The following is a 17,523-nucleotide window of genomic DNA, read 5'->3' on the forward strand; positions in this document are numbered from 1 at the left end:
TCGGGTCAGGGCTCGCGCGGCGAGGACTCCCAGGCCCCGACCTCGACGCGGTGGCCGGCGCCCCGCACCCGTGCGACGAGGTCGTCGACGACGTCGCGCACGAGCCCCTCGGCCCGGAACTCGTTCTGCCCCCGCGCCACCGTCACGCGCACCGCGCTCCCGGCGGCACCGGGCGGCCCGGCCTCGACGCGGACGACGACCGGGCCGGGCAGGGCCTGCGTGAGCAGGGTCGACCACTGGATGCGGCGGCCCTCCAGCACGGCTGCGCCGGGGGCGTGCTCCACCGCGAAGCGGCGCTCGCGCAGCGCGAGGGCCGCCGCGGCGAGCACGGCGTCGGCGGGGGCGTCGGTGCCGAGCAGGAGCGACGGGCGCAGCGTGGACAGCCCCCAGCCGGGGACGCTCACGCGCGGCCCCCGGTCTGCCGACCGAACCTGCTGCGCAGCTGCTCGAGCGCGCCGAGGGCGTCGGCGACCGACTCGGGGACCTGGTCCACTGGCTGCCCTGCGAGGGCCTCGAGACGGGCGCGGGAGCCGGCGCGGAGCGCCACGGCCTCGCGGCTCTCGTCGGTGCCGCCGAACACGGCGTCGAGCGTGGTCTCGCCGGCGTCGACGCGGCGCTGCACGGCCCGCCAGTCCGGCCCGAGGTCACCGCGACGTGCGGCCTCGGCCCGCTGGTCGCCCTCCCGCTGCTGCCGGGCCGCAACCTCCGAGCCGATCCGCTCGATCTGGGCGAGGGCGGCGCGGATGCGGGCCTCGGCGTCGGCCGCGCGGCCCCCGGGCACGTCGGAGCCCGTCACGCCGCGACCCCCGCGCGCGTCGCGAGGGCCCGCGCGAGGTCCTCGACCAGGTCGAGCGCGCCGAGCACCTGGGTCCGGGCCTCGACGAGGTCCGCGATCGCGTCGGCGATCGTCTCCAGCAGGTTGTAGACGAGGCGCACGATGCCGACGACCTTCTCGATCTTCCACCACAGCGTCGCCGCGCCGACCGCCCAGCCGGCCACGGGCACCGCAGCCTCGGCGGCCATCATCGTGAGGATCTCGGCGATGGTGCGCAGGCCCATGCCGATGCCGGCGCACGCGAGCTTCGAGACCGTCGCGACGGTCGAGACCAGGCCCGAGACGTGGTCGAACGCCGCCTGCAGGCCGACGCACGCGGCGGTGAACGTGGTCATGGTGACGCGGAAGGCGTCCCCGGCGGCGCCCTGCCAGCCGGCGACCGTCGAGCCCACGAGGCCCGCGCAGTTGCGGCCCACCGCGAAGAACGCCTCGCCGGCGAAGCCCCACGCGGCGGACGACTGCTCGATCGCGCGCCAGTCGCCGCCGAGCGGCTTGAAGACGCACTCGGCGAGGATCGACCAGCCGAGGAACTGCTCGGCGACCCAGTCCACCGAGCCGAGCAGGATGCCGGCGTTCCAGCGCAGGTCCTGCACGGGGTTCGCGCTGGCCTGCGGCGGGACGAGGTAGGACGAGGCGTCGACGACCTCGACGACGTCGGCGCGCGTGCCCCAGCTCGTCAGGTCGTCGACGAGGCCGCGGGCGTCCGTGACCGCGTCACCGAGCGTGTCGCCGATCCCCGCGGCCTTCGAGCCGAGCCAGGAGTCCACGTCCCCGTGGTCCGCGGGCGCGGACTCCTGCGCCGGGCCGATGTCGGGCACCCCGCCGGACCCGCCGGGCAGCGGCACGGGCACGCCGCCGAGCCCGGTGGAGAGGTCGGAGATCGTCGTCCCGGCCGCCTGCTCCGTCTCGGCGAACGTCCGAGCGGTGTCCCGCAGGTGGTCGGCGGTCAGCTCGGCGACGTGCGCGGCACCGCGCGCCACCTGCGCGCCCAGCTCGACTGTCGCCATGGACAGCGGGACGAGCAGGGCCAGCAGCGCCCCCGTGGAGTCCCGGACGTCCGCGTGCTGGCGCAGGTGCGGCTCGACGGCCCGCGCGTGCGCGGCCTGGCGCTCGAGCACCTGCGTGCTGCGGCCGAGGGTCGCGAAGTCGACCACGATGGCGTTCAACGTCTGTCCGCTCCCTGTGACGGCGTCGGTGGACGGTCGCACACGCTCGCCGCGCAGCGCCGCCCGGGCATGCTATCGACGGCCGACACGAATCAGCGCGACGGGGGACGGGGCCCCTGCCACGATCGCGGCATGCCGTTCACCCGTCTGTCCGACCGCCTCGTCAGCTGGGCCTCCGTCCTCGACCCCGTCACGCGGGAGCAGGCCGAGCGCACCGCGGAGCTGCCGTTCGTGCACCCGCACGTCGCGCTGATGCCGGACGCGCACCTGGGCAAGGGGGCCACGGTCGGCAGCGTCATCCCGACCGTGCGGGCGCTGATCCCGGCCGCGGTGGGCGTCGACATCGGCTGCGGCATGATCGCCGTGCGCACGCAGTGGACGGAGGACGAGCTCCGCGCCGCGCGCAAGCCGCTGCGGGCGCTGCGCGAGGACGTCGAGCGCCGCGTGCCGCTCTCGGCCGGTGCGGCCAACCGGCGGCTCACGGAGAGCGCGGCGGCACGCGTGGCGGACCTGGAGCGGGCGGCCGCGGCGATCGGGCTGCAGCCGGACGCGTACGTCGCGGGCTGGCGCCTGCAGATGGGCTCCCTGGGCTCGGGCAACCACTTCATCGAGGTGTCGGTCGACGAGACGGGCCGCGTGTGGCTGTTCCTGCACTCGGGGTCGCGCGGCGTCGGCAACCGGCTCGCGCAGCACCACATCCGGATCGCCGCCGACGTCTGCCGCCGCCGCGGGATCGACCTGCCGGACCGCGACCTCGCGTACGTGGAGGAGGGCACCGAGGAGTTCGACCACTACGTGCGCGAGCTGCGCTGGGCGCAGGACTACGCGGTGGCGAACCGCGAGGAGATGATGGACCGCGTCGTGGCCGCGCTCGCGCAGCACATGGGCGCCGACGTCGTCGAGCACGAGCGCGTCAACTGCCACCACAACTTCACCGAGCTGGAGCACCACCACGGCGAGGACGTGTGGGTGTCCCGCAAGGGCGCGATCCGTGCGCGCACCGGTGACGCCGGGCTCATCCCGGGGTCGATGGGCACGCGGTCGTACGTCGTGGTCGGGAAGGGCGAGCCGGAGTCGCTGTGCTCGAGCCCGCACGGTGCGGGGCGCGCGTACTCGCGCTCGGCGGCACGGCGTACGTTCACCCGGGCCCAGCTGCGGGAGGCGATGCAGGGCATCGAGTACCGGGACACCGACGCGTTCCTCGACGAGATCCCCGCCGCGTACAAGGACATCGACCAGGTGATGGCCGACGCTGCGGACCTCGTCGAGGTCCGGCACGTGCTGCGCCAGGTCGTCAACGTCAAGGGCGACTGAGCGTGGGCGGGACGCGACCGGCGGACGACGCCCGCTGCCCCTGCGGGTCGGGCGACACGTTCGCCGACTGCTGCGGCCGCTACCTCACGGGTGCGGCCGCAACGCCGACGGCGGAGGCCCTCATGCGCTCGCGGTACACCGCGTTCGCCACGGGCGACGCGGCCTACCTGCGCGCCACGTGGCACTCGAGCACGCGGCCCGCGCGGCTCGACCTCGACGAGGACGTGCGCTGGGTGCGGCTCGACGTGCTGGGCACGCAGGCGGGCGGACCGTTCGACGACCGCGGCGTGGTCGAGTTCGTCGCGCACCACCGCGGCCCGGACGGGCGGGGCCGGCTGCACGAGACGAGCCGGTTCGTGCGCGAGGGCGGGCGCTGGTCCTACGTGGACGGCGACGTCGGCGGCTGAGCGGCGGCGCGCGCGGCGAGGTACGCGCGCACCTGCGGGTCGGCGCTGAGCGCGGCCGCGCGCGCGTAGGCGGCCGCCGCCTCCTCGTGCCGGCCGGCCCGTGCGAGCAGGTCGGCCCGGGCGGCCCACCACGGCTGGAACGGCGGCGCCGGCTCCGGCGGCAGGGCCGCGAGCCCGGCGGCCGGCCCGTCGACCCGCCCGGTCACGGCGGCGAGCGCGACGCGTGCGCCGAGGCTGGGGGCGACCGCGTCCAGCGCCCGGTAGAGCGTGCGCAGCGCGGCCCAGTCGGTGGTGCCCGTGCGGCGGCGGTCCGCGTGCACGGCCTGGATCGCCGCCTCGAGGCGGAACCGCCCCGGCGGGGTCGGACGGTCGGCGCGGCGCAGGTACGCCTCGCCCTGGGCGAGCAGGTCCGCGTCCCAGCCGGACGGGTCCTGCTCGTCGAGCGGCACGAACGGGCCGGTGCGCCGGCGGGCGAGGGCGAGGGTGACGAGCGCGGCGAGCGCCCACGCCTCCGGCTCGTCGCCGAGCAGCGCGGCGAGCGTGACGGCCAGGTGCTGCGCCTCGCCGGCCAGGCCGTACCCGTCCTCGCGCCACGTCGCCGCGGCCGCGCCGTAGACGGCCTCGAGCACGGGCGGCAGGCGGTCGGCCAGGTCGGCGCGCCCGGGCACGGCGAACGGGATCCGCGCCGCCGCGATGCGCCGCTTGGCGCGCACGAGCCGCTGCGCCATGGCCGCGGGCGGGACCGCGAACAGCGCGGCCACGCGGGCGGCGTCGAGGCCGAGCACGGTCTGCAGCATGAGCGGTGTGCGCACGTCGGCGGCGATCGCCGGGTGCGCGCACACGAACAGCAGGGCCAGTCGCCGGTCGGGCAGGGCGTCGGGGTCGAGGTCGGCCAGCGGGTCGGCCGTGGCCGCGTCGTCCTCCAGCGGCGCCGACGTGCGGTGCGCGGCGGACCGCCACACGTCCCGCACCCGGTTGCGCGCGACCGTGAGCAGCCACGCGTCCGGGCTGCGCGGCACCCCGGCGTCCGGCCACGTGCGCAGCGCCTGCTCGAACGCGGTGGACAGCGCGTCCTCCGCCAGCGCGACGTCGCCGGCGGCCGCCGCGAGCAGCGCGAGGAGCCGGCCGTACGAGTCCCGGGCGGCGCGCTCGGCGGCCGCCCGGGCCTCCTGGGTGCTCACGCGTTCGGCACCCACGCGCCGTCGACCACGTGCACCGCACCCGGCCGCACCTCGACGGGCCCCCACGCGACCGACGGCGCCTGCCTGGCCCATGCGAGCGCGGCGTCCAGGTCCGGCACGTCCACGACGAACGTCCCGCCGAGCTGCTCCTTGGTGTCCGCGAAGGGGCCGTCCTGCACCTGCAGGACCCCGTCGACGGTGCGCAGCGTCGTGGTGGCGACCGACGGCTGCAGGACCTCCGCGGCGACGAGCACACCGGCCGCGTGCAGGGTCGCGGCGTAGGCGGTGAACGCGCGCTGCCCGTGCTCGACGCCCTCCGGGCCGAGCTCCTCGGGGCTCATCTCGGGGTAGTGCAGCAGGAGCGTGTAGCGCATGGCGTCCTCCTCGGGACGGGCGTCGACCCTCGTCGACAGGCTAGGACGCGGCGGGAGGCCGCGGCCGGGAGGGCCCCGGCACCGTCATGACGATCGAGGCGCCGCCCGGTCGACACCGTCGCGCGCCGTCGCGCGCCGCCGCGCCGGGCGGTGCCACGCTGGTGCCGCACGCGGCCGCCGGCGCCGCGGGGGAGGCGGAGGCAGCGTGACGTTCTCGCTCGTCGCCCGGGACGCCGACGGGCAGACGTTCGGCGTCGCCACGGCGTCGAAGTACCTCGCCGTGGGCGCCTCCGTCACCGCCGTGGCGGCCGGTGTCGGCGCGCTGGCGACGCAGGCGTCGACCAACGTCACGTACCGCGAGCGCGGTCTGCGCTCGCTGCGCGCCGGCCTGACGGCGGGGCGCACCGTCGACCTGCTGGTGGAGGGCGACCCCGAGCGCGAGCGCCGGCAGGTCGCGGTCCTGGCGGCGACCGGGCGCCCCGCGACGTTCACCGGGCAGCACTGCGGGGCCGTGGCGGGGGAGGTCGTCGGGGACGACTGCGTCGCCGTCGGCAACCTCCTGGTGGGGCAGGGTGTCCTCGACGCGATGGTCGCGGCGTTCGAGGCCACGCCCGGGACCCTCGCCGAGCGGCTGCTGGCCGGCCTGGCCGCGGGGGACGCCGCCGGCGGCGACCGCCGCGGGCGGCAGAGCGCCGCGCTCCTCGTCGCGTCCGGCGAGGGGCAGCTGCACCTGCGCAGCCCGGGCCGGGTCGACCTGCGGGTCGACGACGACCCCGAGCCGATCCCCGCGCTGGCGCGGGCGCTGCGGGTGCACGCGGTGCTCGTCGCCGAGCCCGACCCGGCGACGGCGGTGCCGCTGGTCGGCAGCGTCGTGCGTGAGCTGGACAGGCACCTGCGCGCCCTCGGGCGCGCCGACGGGCCGCTCCCGCTGCGGCTGGCGGCGTGGGCGGAGGACGAGAACCTCGAGCACCTGCTGCTGCCGCACGCGGTCGACCGGCTGCTGCGCGCGGAGCTGCGCCGGCACGCCGCGGCGCAGGGCGTGCCGGCCACCGTCTGACGCGTCTGCGCGGGCGCGCGCGGCGGTCGCGTGCGAGGGTCGGGGGGCACGAGGGTCCAGCGGCCTGGCCCGCCCCGGCGGAACGAGCGTGCATGTGCGGCGTGTGCGGTGAGGTGACGTTCGACGGGTCACCGGCGGACGTCCAGGCGGTCGAGCGGATGTCCAAGGTGCTGGCACCCCGGGGGCCGGACGGTGCGGGCGCGTGGGCGGACGGCCGCGTCGCGTTCGGGCACCGGCGGCTGGCGATCGTGGACCTGAGCGACGCGGGCGCGCAGCCGATGGTGGACGACGAGCTCGGGCTCGCGCTCGTCCTCAACGGGATGGTCTACAACTACCGCGACCTGCGCGAGGAGCTGCGCGGCCACGGGTACCGGTTCACCTCCACGTCGGACACGGAGGTGGTGCTCAAGGCCTACCACCGGTGGGGCACGGCGTTCGTCGACCACCTCGTCGGCATGTTCGCGGTCGTGCTGGTCGAGCTGGGCAGCGGGCGTGTCGTCCTGGCGCGGGACCGGCTGGGGATCAAGCCGCTGTACCTGAGCCGCAGGCCGGGGCGGATGCGGTTCGCGTCCAGCCTGCCCGCGCTGCTGGAGGCCGGCGACGTCGACACCACGCTCGACCCCGTCGCGCTGCACCACTACCTGTCGTTCCGGGCCGTCGGCCCGGCGCCCCGCACGCTCGTCCGCGGCGCCGAGAAGCTGCCCCCCGCGACGGTCCGCGTCGTCGAGCCCGACGGGACGCAGCGGGACCACCGGTACTGGGCGCCGCCCCACGAGCGGCGCCCGGAGCACGCGGGGTGGTCCGAGCAGGACTGGGCGGACGCCGTCCAGGACGCGCTCGCCACGGCGGTGCGGCGCCGCACCGTGGCGGACGTGCCGGTCGGCGTGCTGCTGTCGGGCGGCCTCGACTCGAGCCTCGTCGTCGCGCTGCTCGCCGAGGCGGGGCAGACGGGCCTGGCGAGCTTCTCGACCGGCTTCGACGCCCCCGGCCGCGACGGCGACGAGTTCCGTTGGTCCGACGCCGTCGCGCGGCACGTCGGCACCGAGCACCACCGCATCGTCGCGAGCGTCGACGACGTGGTGGCGGCGCTGCCGCACACGGTCGCGGCGATGTCCGAGCCGATGGTCAGCCACGACACCGTCGCGTTCGACCTGCTCTCCCAGGAGGTGGCCCGGCACGTGCGCGTCGTGCAGTCCGGGCAGGGCGCCGACGAGGTCTTCGCGGGCTACCACTGGCACGCGCCGCTGCTGGACGTGCCGCGGGAGGACCTCGCCGAGGCGTACGCGGCCCGCTACCTCGAGCGCGGGCACGCCGACATGGCGCGGGTGCTGCACCCGGCGTGGCTGCTCGACGAGGACCCGTCCCGCGCGGTCGTCGCCGAGCACCTGGCCCGGCCCGGTACGGCGACGTCGCTCGACGCGGTCCTGCGCCTCGACACCGAGGTGATGCTCGTCGACGACCCGGTCATGCGGCTGGACTCGATGGCCATGGCGTCGGGGCTGGAGGCGCGCGTGCCGTTCCTCGACCAGGACCTCGTGGAGCTCGCCGCGGCTTGCCCGCCGGAGCTGCTCGCGGCGCAGGGCGGCAAGGGCGTGCTCAAGACGATCGCGCGGCGGGTCCTGCCGCCGCACCTCGTCGACCGCCCGAAGGGGTACTTCCCCGTCCCGGCGGTCACGCACCTCGAGGGTCCGGTGCTGGATCTGGTCCGCGACGTCCTCACGTCCCGGGCCGCGCGCGACCGGGGCCTCGTGCGTCCCGGGTACGTCGCGCCGCTGCTCGAGCGTCCGGGCGAGGAGCGGGGACCCACGGGCGTCGACCGGCTCTGGCCGCTCGCCGTGCTGGAGATGTGGCTGCAGACGCACGGCGTGCGCTGAGCCCACCGCGACGAGAGGGGACCCCGGGTGCCGGTGTGGGTGGAGGCGGGCCTGTGGGGGCTCGCCGCCGGGGGAGCGCTCGTGCTGGGCGCGCTCGTCGCGTGGTTCGTGCGCGTGCCGCAGACGGTCGTCGCCGGCGTCATGGCGTTCGGGGCCGGGGTGCTCATCTCGGCGCTCGCGTTCGACCTGGTCGACGAGGCGGAGCGCACCGGCGGGCTCGCCGCGACCGCCGCCGGGTTCCTCGGCGGGGCCGTCGCCTACGTGGCGGCGAACGTCGTGCTCGCGCGGCACGGGGCGCGGCACCGCAAGCGGTCCGGCGACCAGCAGCCGCGCGAGGAGGACGACGCCGGCAGCGGTGCCGCCATCGCCGTGGGGGCGTTGCTCGACGGCGTGCCCGAGTCGGTGGTGCTGGGGCTCTCGCTCCTGGGCGGCGGAGGCGTGGGCGTCCCGGTGCTGGCCGCGATCGCGATCTCGAACCTGCCCGAGGGACTGTCGAGCGCGGCGGGCATGAAGCGCAGCGGGCGCCGGGCCGGCTACGTGTTCGGCGTGTGGGGCGGCATCGCGCTCGCGAGCGGCCTCGCGGCGGCGCTCGGGGCGCTGCTGCTGCAGGGCGCGTCGGGCACGGTCGTCGCCGTCATCACCGCCGTCGCGGCCGGGGCGATCCTCGCGATGGTGGCCGACACGATGATCCCCGAGGCGTTCGAGCGCACCCACCTCTACGCGGGACTGCTCGCGACCGTCGGCTTCCTGCTCTCGTTCGCGATCGAGCGCCTCTGACCGTCGCAGCGGGGCGCCCCGGCCGCGCGCAACCGCCGCCGGGTGCCGTCGAACCCGGAGTAGGTCAGCACGCGGAGGACGGGGTGCTGACGAAGCCCGGGGTGAGCGGGCGGGAGGCGGCGGGAGGCGGACCGGATCCCGGGGCTGGGCGTCAGCGGCGGTAGCGGTCCAGCACGGTCGGGGCGTCCTGCGGCGCGGGGTCGACGACGATCGCGTCGCCCGCCCTCACCTCGCCGCCCCGCACGACGCGCAGGTAGGCGCCCAGGCGGCCCTCGGCGCCGAACCGCTTGACCCAGCCGCGCTCGTCGGCGCCCCCGACCCAGCGGGCGAACGTCGCGCACGGCGTGCGCGGGCCCGTGACCTGGAGCACCACCCGCTCGCCGACGTGCCAGCGCTCGCCCACCCGCGCCGCGTTGGGGTCGAGGCCGGCCACGCGCAGGTTCTCGCCGAACCAGCCGGGGTGCAGCTCGCGCCCGAGCTCCCCGGCCCAGAAGTCCGCGTCGTCCTGCCCGTACGCGTACACCGCCTGCTCCAGCCCGCCGTGGTGCTTGCGGTTCGCCTGCACGTCGCCGCGCAGCCCGTACGGCCCGACCTTCACCGGCCCGTCCACGGTGCGCTTGTCGATCGCGGTGACGCCCTGCGAGCCGGCGTCGGGGCGGAGGGCGTGGACGGCGCAGACGGCGAGCAGGGTGGGCACCGCCTCAGCGTAGGTGGCCGGCACCGACGGGCGGCCCGCGCCGGCCCCGCCTAGCCTGCTGGCGTGACCACCCCGCCGTCCGTGCCCGAGCCTCCCGTGCCCGCAGGCGACGACGACGCCGTGGTCCCGCGGCACGCGCGGGCCCGGCGCACCGCCGGCACCCGCGCCGCCGGGCTGGCGGTGCTGGCGGTCGCGACCCTCGGCGCCGCGTCGCTGGTGCCGCTGACGGCCGGTGACCGCACGGGCGACGCGACGGCCGCCCCCACGTCCCCGACCGCCCCGGTCGCGACCCCGACCCCCACCCCGACGCCCAGGTGCGCACCCGCGCCCCTCGAGCAGCGGGCCGCCGCCACGCTCGTCGTCGGGCTGCCGGGCGTCCGGTCCGCCGACGACCCCCTCGCGCAGGAGGTGGTCGCGCTCGGCGTGGGCGGGGTGTTCCTGTCCGAGCCGAACGTGGACGACGCCGAGCAGGTCACGGCGCTCAGCGCCGGGCTGCGCGCGGCCGCGGGGCGCCCGCTGCTGGTGTCGACCGACGAGGAGTCCGGGCGGGTCGCCCTCATGCGCGACGTCGTGGGGGAGGGGCCGTCGCCACGCCGCATGGCGCAGCGGGAGACGCCCGAGGAGGTGCGGGCGCGTGCGGCCGTCACCGGGGAGGCACTCGCGGAGGTGGGCGTCGACCTCGACCTCGCCCCCGTGCTCGACCTGGACGACGGGCCCGCGGGCGGGGTCATCGGGGACCGGTCCTTCAGCGCGGACCCGGCGACGGCCGCCGCGTACGGGCTGGCGTACGCCCACGGCCTCGCCGACGCCGACGTCACGCCGACCGTCAAGCACTTCCCCGGGCACGGCCGCTCGACGGTCGACTCGCACCGCGAGTCCTCGCTCGTCGAGGCAGGTGTCGACGAGCTCGCGGCCACCGACCTGCTGCCCTTCCAGCAGGCGATCGACGCCGGGGTCCCCGTCGTCATGCTCAACCACCTGCAGTACGCCGCGCTCGACCCCGACCTGCCGGCGTCGCTGAGCCCGCGCGCCTACGCGCTGCTGCGGGGCATGGGCTTCGAGGGCGTCGCGATCACCGACTCCGTGGGCATGGGCGCGGTGAACCTGCGCTGGGACTTCCCCGCGGCCGCGGTGGCCGCGGTGGGTGCCGGCGCGGACGCCGTCCTCGCGACGGACGGCCGCCAGGCGGTGCGCATGCGGGACGCGCTCGTCGAGGCCGTGCGCACAGGCGCGCTGCCGGAGGACCGGCTGTCGGAGGCGGCGGCGCGGGTCACCGCGCTCGCGGGCGGGGACCCGGTGGCGATGTCGTGCCTCGACGTGGACCTGCCTGCGTTCGGGCCGGGTGCGACGGCTGAGACGGGTGCGCCGGGGGTGGACGCGGTGCCGTCCGTCCCCACGCGGACGCCCTGACCGTCCCCACGCGGACGCCCTGACCGCCGCCCGGGACGACGCCGGCGTGCACGGCTCCCGCGCCCCACCACCGGCCCGGCCGCCGTCAGGAGCGGTGCAGCGGCCACTGGGCACCCGCCGCGTAGCACCCGGCGACGAGGGCCGCGGTGACCGCCAGCACGGCGAGGTCGAGCGGCCCCAGGCGCAGCGAGCCGATCCGGATGGCGCGGCCGCGGGGGTCGATGGTCGCGAACGTGAACCCGCGGGCCTCGAGCGCCTCGACGGTCGTGCGGACGGACTTCGCCGTGTTGAGGAAGATCGGGTAGAAGGCCTTCACCGCGACGACCGCCCAGTGCACGACCACCCGCCACCCCAGCAGGCCGCGCTGCTGCGGCGGCAGCTGGCGCAGGCGGTAGCCCTCCATCACGGTGGCGAACTCCTCCACGAGGATCGGCATCATCCGGTAGCCGTACGACACCGCGAACGCGACGGCCGGCGGGAACCGCAGGGCCAGCAGCGCGTCCGAGAGCTTCTCGGGGTCGAGCGAGACGAACGCGGCCAGGCTGGCGAGCGAGAGCACGCCGAGCTTCGCCGTGACCTCGAGCAGGGCGACGACGGCGGTGAGGTCCCCGCCGAAGAGCGTCGCGGCGAGCGCGAGGTACACGAGCTCGAGGACGAGGCCGATCACGAACAGGCCGAGCACGAGCGGGCCGACGCGGGCGAGCACGACGGCCGCGGCCGCCACGACGAACAGGCACGCGACCGTGGTCAGGTTGTGCGTGAACCAGGGGGCGAGCGCCATCGCCGCGTACCAGCCGACCACCGCCCGGGGGTCCATCCCGGCGAACAGGCCGCCGCGCGTGGCGTAGGCGGTGCGGATCAGCTCGAGCTTGACCCACTCGACGGACAGGACGTCGCGCTGCACGCGGGCCACGCTCACGCGGGCACCCCCAGGGGGACGGTCGTGAAGTGCGCGGCGAGCTCCGCCACGGTGAGCGGGAGCGGGTCGAGCCCCAGCTCCGTCCCGAGCTGGGCGACCTGCGGCGGGACGAGGTGGGCGCGCGCGAGCACGTCCGGGTCGGCGAACAGGGCCCGCGGCGTGGTGTCCGCGAGCACGTGCCCGCCGTCGAGGACGACGACGCGCGTGGCCCACTCCGCCACCAGGTGCATGTCGTGCGTGGCGACGACCGTGCACGCGATCGACCCCGAGAGCTCCGCGAGCATCGCGATCACGTCGTCGCGGCTGCCGACGTCGAGGCTGGCGGTCGGCTCGTCGAGCAGCAGGAGCGCCGGCCGCATCGCCAGGCCGATCGCGAGGGTCGCCCGGCGCTGCTGCCCGCCGGAGAGGGTGCGGCCGTCCCGGTCGGCGAACGCGGTGAGCCGCACCCGGTCGAGGATGCGGTCGACCAGCGCGTCGACGTCGGGGACGCCGCGGCTGCGGGGGAACAGCTCGACGTCCTCCCGCACCGACGCCTTGAGGAACATCCGCTCGGGCCGCTGCGTCAGGTACGCGGCACGCTCGGCGAGACGGTGCGGCCGCTCCGTGCGCGTGTCGACGCCGTCGAGCACGACGGTGCCCGAGCGGGGGACCTGGATGCCGGCGAGCAGCCGCATCAGGGTCGTCTTGCCCGCGCCGTTGCCGCCGACGAGTGCGACCCGGTCCCCCTCGAGGAGCTCGAGGTGGAGGTCGTCGATCACGGGCTGGAGGTCACCGCCGACGCTGCGGTACCCGTGGCTGACGCCCCGGGCGGCCGCGACCGCCCGGGCGGGCGGCGCGGGCGTGGTGCGGGTGCGCGGCTCGGTCCGCGGGCCGGAGCGCCGGAGCGCACCCCGGCTCTCCGCGGTCCGGACCAGGGCGGCGGCCTCGGCCGGGGACCGCGGGACCCCCTCGACCCCGAGCCGGGCGAGCGCCTCGACGACCTGGGGCGCGGGGATGCCGTGCTCCGCGAGCTCGCCGGCGCGGGCCAGCGCCTCCGCCGTCGGCAGGTGCCACACGGGGGCGCCGTCGCTCATCAGGAGCACCGACGACGCGTACCGGGCGATGAACTCGGCGTGGTGCTCGATCGTGACGACCGTGACGCCGTGCTCGCGGTGCAGCTCGGAGAGCCGCTCGTACACCTCCACGGCGGCGGCGGGGTCGAGCTCGGCGACGGGCTCGTCCACCACGACCACCTCGGGTCGCAGCGCCAGCACCGACGCGAGCGCCGTCAGGTGCGCCTGCCCGCCCGACAGCTGCCACACGAACCGGTCCGCCAGGTGCGCGATGCCGGCCTTCTCCAGCGCCTCCTGGGTGCGCTCGGCGTGGTCGGCCAGGCCGAAGTTGACCGGCCCGAACGCCACCTCGTCGCGCACGGTGGGCCGCACGAGCTGGTTCTGGAAGTCCTGGTACACGTACCCGACGGAGCTCGACAGCCGCGCGACCGACGACTCCCACGTGTCGGTCCCCGCGACGTGCACGGCGCCGGCGAACTCGCCCGACCAGTAGTGCGGCACCAGCCCGTTGAACGTCTTGCACAGCGTCGTCTTGCCCGAGCCGTTGCCGCCGACCACCGCGACGAAGTCGCCCCGGCGGATCGTCAGGTCCACGTCGCGCAGCGTGTCGGCGTCGGCGCCCGGGTAGCGGAAGCTCAGGTCGACCGCCTCGACGACCGGGTCGTCCCGCACGTCGTCGCCGCTCACCGGTCGCCGCGCCGCCGCCACACGGCGAAGAGGATCGAGGCGATCGCGAGCACCGCGACGAGCGCGCCGACGGCCACCCACAGGAACCCGTCGCCGAAGCGGTCGCGGAAGTCGGCGTCGACCGTCCCCACCGACAGGTCCCACGCCTCGAGGAAGGCGAAGACGAAGGAGACCAGGGCCGCGAGCACGGCCACGACCACGAACCAGCCGGTGCGCGGCACGGACCCGGGCCGCGGCTCGCCGGGGACGCGCGGGCGCATCCCGAGCAGGGGCTCGATGCGCCCGTGCAGCGCCGGGATCAGCCACATCGCGGGGATCGCGCCGAACAGGATGCCGGACATCACGACGTCGACCCCGAACCCGATCCCCTCGAGCAGGACGATCGACTGCGGCAGGCCCTCCACGAGCTCGGCGTCCTCGACGCCCACCCACACCTTCCCGATGTCCACCGCGGCGGACAGCAGCTTGTCGACGCCGACCAGGACGACGGCACCGAGGAAGATCTGCGGCCGGCTGCGGGGGTCCCGCACGAGCGAGCCGGCGACGTAGATCGCGAGGAACATCTGGATGAAGCCCTCGATCTCCGCCAGGCCGGAGAAGTCGCCCATGAGCAGGTCGGTGAACACGATCTCGCCGAGCGGGGCGCCGAGCGCGGCCCAGAAGGGGTTGAGCAGGGCGGCGAGCGTGAGCGGGACGAACACGAAGTAGCTGACCGACACGTCGACCGGGCCGACCGTCACGTCGGGGATGATCTCGAGGATGATGTTGGCCAGGCCGAACAGCGCCATGGACAGCACGAACACCATCAGGTTCTGGGGCGTGGACGTCTGGGACGAGCCGATGCCGCGCAGCGCGCCGCGGCGCTCCCGGGTCTCGATCGTGGACATGGTGCTGTTCCCTCCAGGTGGGGTGGGGGCGGTCGGACGGGTGGGGGGCGGTCGGGTCAGGGGACGGGCACGGCGTCCGACGCCGCCATCAGCGCGACGACGTCCCCGGGGTCGGTGACGACGGCGGTGGCCAGGCCGGAGCGGAGGGCGGCGTCGAGCACCGCGTCCTCGGTGGAGCCGCCGCGCACGAGCACGCGGTGCGTGACCCCCGCCGCCCGGGCCGCGACGCAGTCGTTCTGCGGCTTGTCGCCGACGAACCACGTCGCACGCGGGTCGGCCCCGGCGATCACCAGCGCCTCGCGCACGGGCGCCGGGTCGGGCTTGCGGACGCCGATCTCGTCGGAGCACACGAAGGCGCCGACGAGGTCCGCGATGCCGTGCGCGGCGCACTCGGCGCGGACCGCGCGGCCGCTGACCGTGTTGGAGACGACGACCACCGGGGTGCCGTCCGCCCGGCAGCGCTCGAGCAGCTCGCGCACGCCGGGCCGCAGGGTGCGGCGGGACTTCGCCCGGCCGTAGCGGGACATCACCTCGTGCGCCTCGGCCGTCAGCACGGCCCGCTGACGCCCGTCCAGCGCGGCGCCGAACCAGTCGCGCCAGAACACCACCGGGTCCGCCTCCGGCAGCGAGCCGGTCCCGGCGGCGTGGCGGTGGGCGGCGGCCCGCTTCCAGTCGCGGTGCTCGGAGCGGGCGCGGGCCAGCAGGACCAGCACCGCGTCCGGGTCGGGGTGCGTCCCGCGGCCGCGCAGCAGCCCGGACAGCCACACGGCGAACGCGCGGAGGGCGTCGGGGTCGTCGCGGGAGTCCGAGACGACGCCGCCGTGGTCGAGGAGGAGCGCCGGCCGCCCCGTCGGGTGGGCGTCGGCGGCGCGAGCGGGTCCCGGGGCGCCGGGCGCGGGGGCCGCGGGCGCGCGGTGCGCGGGGGCCGGGGGCGTGCCGTGCGCGAGGGCCGCGGCCAGCGCGTCGACCAGCCCCTCGGGCGTGGCGAAGGTGGCGTCCGCCCGGTCGGCGACCGGGAAGGGCGGGTCGTCCGTGTGGTGGCTGCGGGTGAGCAGCACGGCCCCGACCCCGGCACGCCGGCCCGCGACGACGTCGCGGTCCTGCGTGTCCCCGACGTACCAGCAGCGGTCGGGGGTGGTGCCCAGGGCCTCGGCCGCCAGCCGGACGATCCCCGGGTGCGGCTTGCGGATGCCCACCTCGTCCGAGTAGCACTGCACCGCGAACCGGCCCTCGAGCCCGTGCCGCGCGAGCAGCGCGCGGTGGCTGCGGCCGGAGTGGGCGTTCGAGACGATCCCCACCGGGATGCCGTGCGCGTCCGCGAGGTCGAGGAGGTCGCGCACGCCCGGGCGCAGCCGGTGCCGCGAGAGCGTGGTGGTCACGGCGAGCAGCACGTCCGACGCCTCGGCCACGAGCAGGGCGCGCGGGGACGGCGGCAGGTCGGAGGCGAGGAAGTCCCCGACGATCTCGCGGGGGGCGAGCTCGCGCGGCTCGAGCCGACGGCTCTGCGCGTGCTTCCAGTGCTTGAGCGCGACGAGGCCGGCGTCGAGCGACCGGTGCAGAGCGTCGACGTCGACGCCGGCGCCGGCGCGGGCGAGCCGCTGGGCGAGGTCGGCGGCGAGCAGCCGCCGCCCGTCCCGCACCTTCTCGGTCTCGAAGACCACGCCGCCGAAGTCCAGGAGCAGCGCGTCTGGAACGTTCCGGAGGGCGGTCGGCGCGAGGGTCGTCGTGGAGGTCACGGCGGAGACGGTAGGGATCCGCGATGACGCCCGGCCCTCCGGTCGGTGAACGGCTCCGGAACGTTCCAGACGGCCGTGGCCGGCGACGACGGCGACCCGAGGGGGCGGTGGTAGAAACGACGCGATGCCTCGCTCCGGCCCGCCCCGCCCCACGATCGTCGACGTCGCGCGCGCGGCCGGGGTGTCGAAGTCGCTCGTCTCCGCCGCGCTGCGCGGCGACGCAGGCGTCAGCGCGGACAGCCGCCGGCGCGTCGCGGACGCCGCGCACGCCCTGGGGTACCGGCGGAACGGGTGGGCGCAGCGGCTCGTCAGCGGGCGCAGCGAGCTCCTCGGCGTCCTGCTCACCGACCTGCGCAACGGCTACCACACCGACATCGTCAACGGCCTCGAGGACGCCGCGGCCGCGGCCGGCTACGGCGTGGTCCTCGCGCACGGCCGCCAGGACCCGGCGCTCCTGCGCCGCCGTCTGGCGGACCTCGTCGGGCTCGGGGTCGACGCGGTCGTCGCCGTCACCGCCCGTCTCGACGAGCGGGACCTCGCCGACGCCGCCGCGCGCCTCCCGGTCGTGGTCGTCGGGCGGCCGCGGGCGGTCCCCGACGGGGTCGGGTGGGTGTCGAACGACGACGAGACCGGGGCGCGGCTCGCGGTGGAGCACCTGCTGGCCGCCGGTCACACGCGGATCGCGTTCCTGACCGCGTCCGACCGCCCGGCCGCCACCGCGCGCCGCGACGCCTACCGCGCCGCCGCGGGCACCACGGGGCTGGAGTTCGACGCGCGTGCCGACGGCGTCGAGCGTCTGCTGGAGGCGGTGCGGCGACCGGGCGGTCCGACGGCGGCGTTCGCCGCGAACGACCGGGTGGCGGTCGGCCTGCTCGCGGCGGCCGCCGACCGCGGCGTCGCCGTGCCCGGGGAGCTCGCGGTCGTCGGCTACGACAACACCGAGCTCGCCGAGCTCGTGCGGCCCCGGCTGACCAGCGTCGACCAGCCGCGCGCCGCGATGGGCCGCGCGGCGGCGTCGCAGGCGCTCGCCCTCCTCGACGGCGGCCCGGCGGGCCGGGAGGTCGCGGCGCCGACGCTCGTCGTCCGGGAGTCCTCGCGGCCCGCCTGCCCCCCGTCGTCGCGCTGAACGGCGGGGCCGGCACGGCGACGC

Annotated in this window: 17 protein-coding genes; 7 read left to right on the forward strand and 10 right to left on the reverse strand. The window is 76.9% G+C overall.

Annotated features, from left to right (window positions below; genetic code table 11):
* Nucleotides 1-5: 5 nt before the first annotated feature.
* Genes FB586_RS05195 through FB586_RS05205 form a run of 3 tightly spaced genes read right to left on the reverse strand, consistent with a single transcriptional unit; the run spans nucleotide 6 to nucleotide 2,001 of the window.
* Nucleotides 6-404: a hypothetical protein gene (locus tag FB586_RS05195; RefSeq protein WP_136518190.1), complete on the reverse strand. Its 399-nt coding sequence runs from the start codon at nucleotides 402-404 to the stop codon at nucleotides 6-8.
* The gene (locus FB586_RS05200) at nucleotides 401-796 is read right to left on the reverse strand and encodes a hypothetical protein (protein ID WP_136518191.1); all 396 of its coding nucleotides are present in this window, start codon (nucleotides 794-796) and stop codon (nucleotides 401-403) included. The genes FB586_RS05195 and FB586_RS05200 overlap by 4 nt, the downstream gene beginning before the upstream one ends.
* The gene (locus tag FB586_RS05205) at nucleotides 793-2,001 is read right to left on the reverse strand and encodes a hypothetical protein (protein WP_136518192.1); all 1,209 of its coding nucleotides are present in this window, start codon (nucleotides 1,999-2,001) and stop codon (nucleotides 793-795) included. Before FB586_RS05205 ends, FB586_RS05200 begins: the two co-directional genes overlap by 4 nt.
* 132 nt (nucleotides 2,002-2,133) lie before the next feature.
* On the opposite strand from FB586_RS05205, the gene FB586_RS05210 reads away from it, so the two are divergent.
* The gene (locus FB586_RS05210) at nucleotides 2,134-3,315 is read left to right on the forward strand and encodes an RtcB family protein (protein WP_136518193.1); all 1,182 of its coding nucleotides are present in this window, start codon (nucleotides 2,134-2,136) and stop codon (nucleotides 3,313-3,315) included.
* Between the two features lie 2 nt (nucleotides 3,316-3,317).
* Nucleotides 3,318-3,722: a YchJ family protein gene (locus FB586_RS05215; RefSeq protein ID WP_222928275.1), complete on the forward strand. Its 405-nt coding sequence runs from the start codon at nucleotides 3,318-3,320 to the stop codon at nucleotides 3,720-3,722.
* On the opposite strand, the gene FB586_RS05220 is transcribed toward FB586_RS05215, so the two are convergent.
* Together FB586_RS05220 and FB586_RS05225 are read right to left on the reverse strand one after the other, a co-directional pair.
* On the reverse strand, nucleotides 3,695-4,903 hold the full coding sequence (locus FB586_RS05220) for an RNA polymerase sigma factor (protein ID WP_246036456.1): 1,209 nt from the start codon (nucleotides 4,901-4,903) through the stop codon (nucleotides 3,695-3,697). The two genes, FB586_RS05215 and FB586_RS05220, sit on opposite strands and share 28 nt — an antisense overlap.
* Nucleotides 4,900-5,277 (reverse strand): YciI family protein, encoded by a 378-nt coding sequence (locus FB586_RS05225; protein ID WP_136518195.1) that lies wholly within the window; start codon nucleotides 5,275-5,277, stop codon nucleotides 4,900-4,902. Before FB586_RS05225 ends, FB586_RS05220 begins: the two co-directional genes overlap by 4 nt.
* A gap of 205 nt (nucleotides 5,278-5,482) precedes the next feature.
* Between FB586_RS05225 and FB586_RS05230 the strand changes: the two genes are divergently transcribed.
* The 3 genes from FB586_RS05230 to FB586_RS05240 all read left to right on the forward strand — a co-directional run bounded on the left by FB586_RS05230 (nucleotide 5,483) and on the right by FB586_RS05240 (nucleotide 8,985).
* Complete coding sequence (locus FB586_RS05230; protein ID WP_136518196.1) at nucleotides 5,483-6,334, forward strand: DUF1028 domain-containing protein; 852 nt, start codon at nucleotides 5,483-5,485, stop codon at nucleotides 6,332-6,334.
* 92 nt (nucleotides 6,335-6,426) lie between these two features.
* Entirely contained in the window at nucleotides 6,427-8,208 is a 1,782-nt protein-coding gene (locus FB586_RS05235) for an N-acetylglutaminylglutamine amidotransferase (RefSeq protein ID WP_136518197.1), read from the forward strand.
* A gap of 27 nt (nucleotides 8,209-8,235) precedes the next feature.
* Nucleotides 8,236-8,985: a ZIP family metal transporter gene (locus FB586_RS05240; protein ID WP_136518198.1), complete on the forward strand. Its 750-nt coding sequence runs from the start codon at nucleotides 8,236-8,238 to the stop codon at nucleotides 8,983-8,985.
* 151 nt (nucleotides 8,986-9,136) lie between these two features.
* Here FB586_RS05240 and FB586_RS05245 read toward each other — a convergent pair whose 3' ends face one another.
* Complete coding sequence (locus tag FB586_RS05245) at nucleotides 9,137-9,682, reverse strand: MOSC domain-containing protein (RefSeq protein WP_136518199.1); 546 nt, start codon at nucleotides 9,680-9,682, stop codon at nucleotides 9,137-9,139.
* Between the two features lie 63 nt (nucleotides 9,683-9,745).
* On the opposite strand from FB586_RS05245, the gene FB586_RS05250 reads away from it, so the two are divergent.
* Nucleotides 9,746-11,092 carry a glycoside hydrolase family 3 N-terminal domain-containing protein gene (locus FB586_RS05250; RefSeq protein ID WP_136518200.1) on the forward strand — a complete coding sequence of 449 codons (1,347 nt, stop codon included), beginning with the start codon at nucleotides 9,746-9,748 and terminating at the stop codon, nucleotides 11,090-11,092.
* An 85-nt stretch (nucleotides 11,093-11,177) separates the two neighbouring features.
* Here FB586_RS05250 and FB586_RS05255 read toward each other — a convergent pair whose 3' ends face one another.
* From FB586_RS05255 to FB586_RS05270, 4 genes are read right to left on the reverse strand one after another with little or no spacing between them, the layout of a single operon-like run.
* Nucleotides 11,178-12,011, reverse strand: a complete 834-nt coding sequence (locus tag FB586_RS05255; protein ID WP_306419146.1) for an energy-coupling factor transporter transmembrane component T family protein — start codon at nucleotides 12,009-12,011, stop codon at nucleotides 11,178-11,180.
* Nucleotides 12,008-13,750 carry an ABC transporter ATP-binding protein gene (locus FB586_RS05260; protein WP_136518201.1) on the reverse strand — a complete coding sequence of 581 codons (1,743 nt, stop codon included), beginning with the start codon at nucleotides 13,748-13,750 and terminating at the stop codon, nucleotides 12,008-12,010. The genes FB586_RS05255 and FB586_RS05260 overlap by 4 nt, the downstream gene beginning before the upstream one ends.
* Complete coding sequence (locus FB586_RS05265; protein WP_136518202.1) at nucleotides 13,747-14,637, reverse strand: DUF8171 family membrane protein; 891 nt, start codon at nucleotides 14,635-14,637, stop codon at nucleotides 13,747-13,749. Before FB586_RS05265 ends, FB586_RS05260 begins: the two co-directional genes overlap by 4 nt.
* A gap of 56 nt (nucleotides 14,638-14,693) precedes the next feature.
* Nucleotides 14,694-16,373 (reverse strand): HAD-IA family hydrolase, encoded by a 1,680-nt coding sequence (locus tag FB586_RS05270; protein ID WP_136518203.1) that lies wholly within the window; start codon nucleotides 16,371-16,373, stop codon nucleotides 14,694-14,696.
* Nucleotides 16,374-16,497: 124 nt separating this feature from the next.
* Here FB586_RS05270 and FB586_RS05275 point away from each other — a divergent pair, with 124 nt between their 5' ends.
* Complete coding sequence (locus tag FB586_RS05275; protein WP_136518204.1) at nucleotides 16,498-17,499, forward strand: LacI family DNA-binding transcriptional regulator; 1,002 nt, start codon at nucleotides 16,498-16,500, stop codon at nucleotides 17,497-17,499.
* The last annotated feature ends 24 nt before the right edge of the window (nucleotides 17,500-17,523 follow it).

The organism is Cellulomonas telluris, assembly GCF_004886325.1.
Lineage (GTDB): Bacteria > Actinomycetota > Actinomycetes > Actinomycetales > Cellulomonadaceae > Cellulomonas > Cellulomonas telluris.

Excerpts from the sequence above, each read along its gene's own strand:
- FB586_RS05265 (WP_136518202.1), bottom strand. The coding sequence starts at position 14,637 with ATGTCCACGATCGAGACCCGGGAGCGCCGCGGCGCGCTGCGCGGCATC.
- FB586_RS05225 (WP_136518195.1), bottom strand. The coding sequence starts at position 5,277 with ATGCGCTACACGCTCCTGCTGCACTACCCCGAGATGAGCCCCGAGGAG.
- FB586_RS05235 (WP_136518197.1), top strand. The coding sequence starts at position 6,427 with ATGTGCGGCGTGTGCGGTGAGGTGACGTTCGACGGGTCACCGGCGGAC.
- FB586_RS05210 (WP_136518193.1), top strand. The coding sequence starts at position 2,134 with ATGCCGTTCACCCGTCTGTCCGACCGCCTCGTCAGCTGGGCCTCCGTC.
- FB586_RS05275 (WP_136518204.1), top strand. The coding sequence starts at position 16,498 with ATGCCTCGCTCCGGCCCGCCCCGCCCCACGATCGTCGACGTCGCGCGC.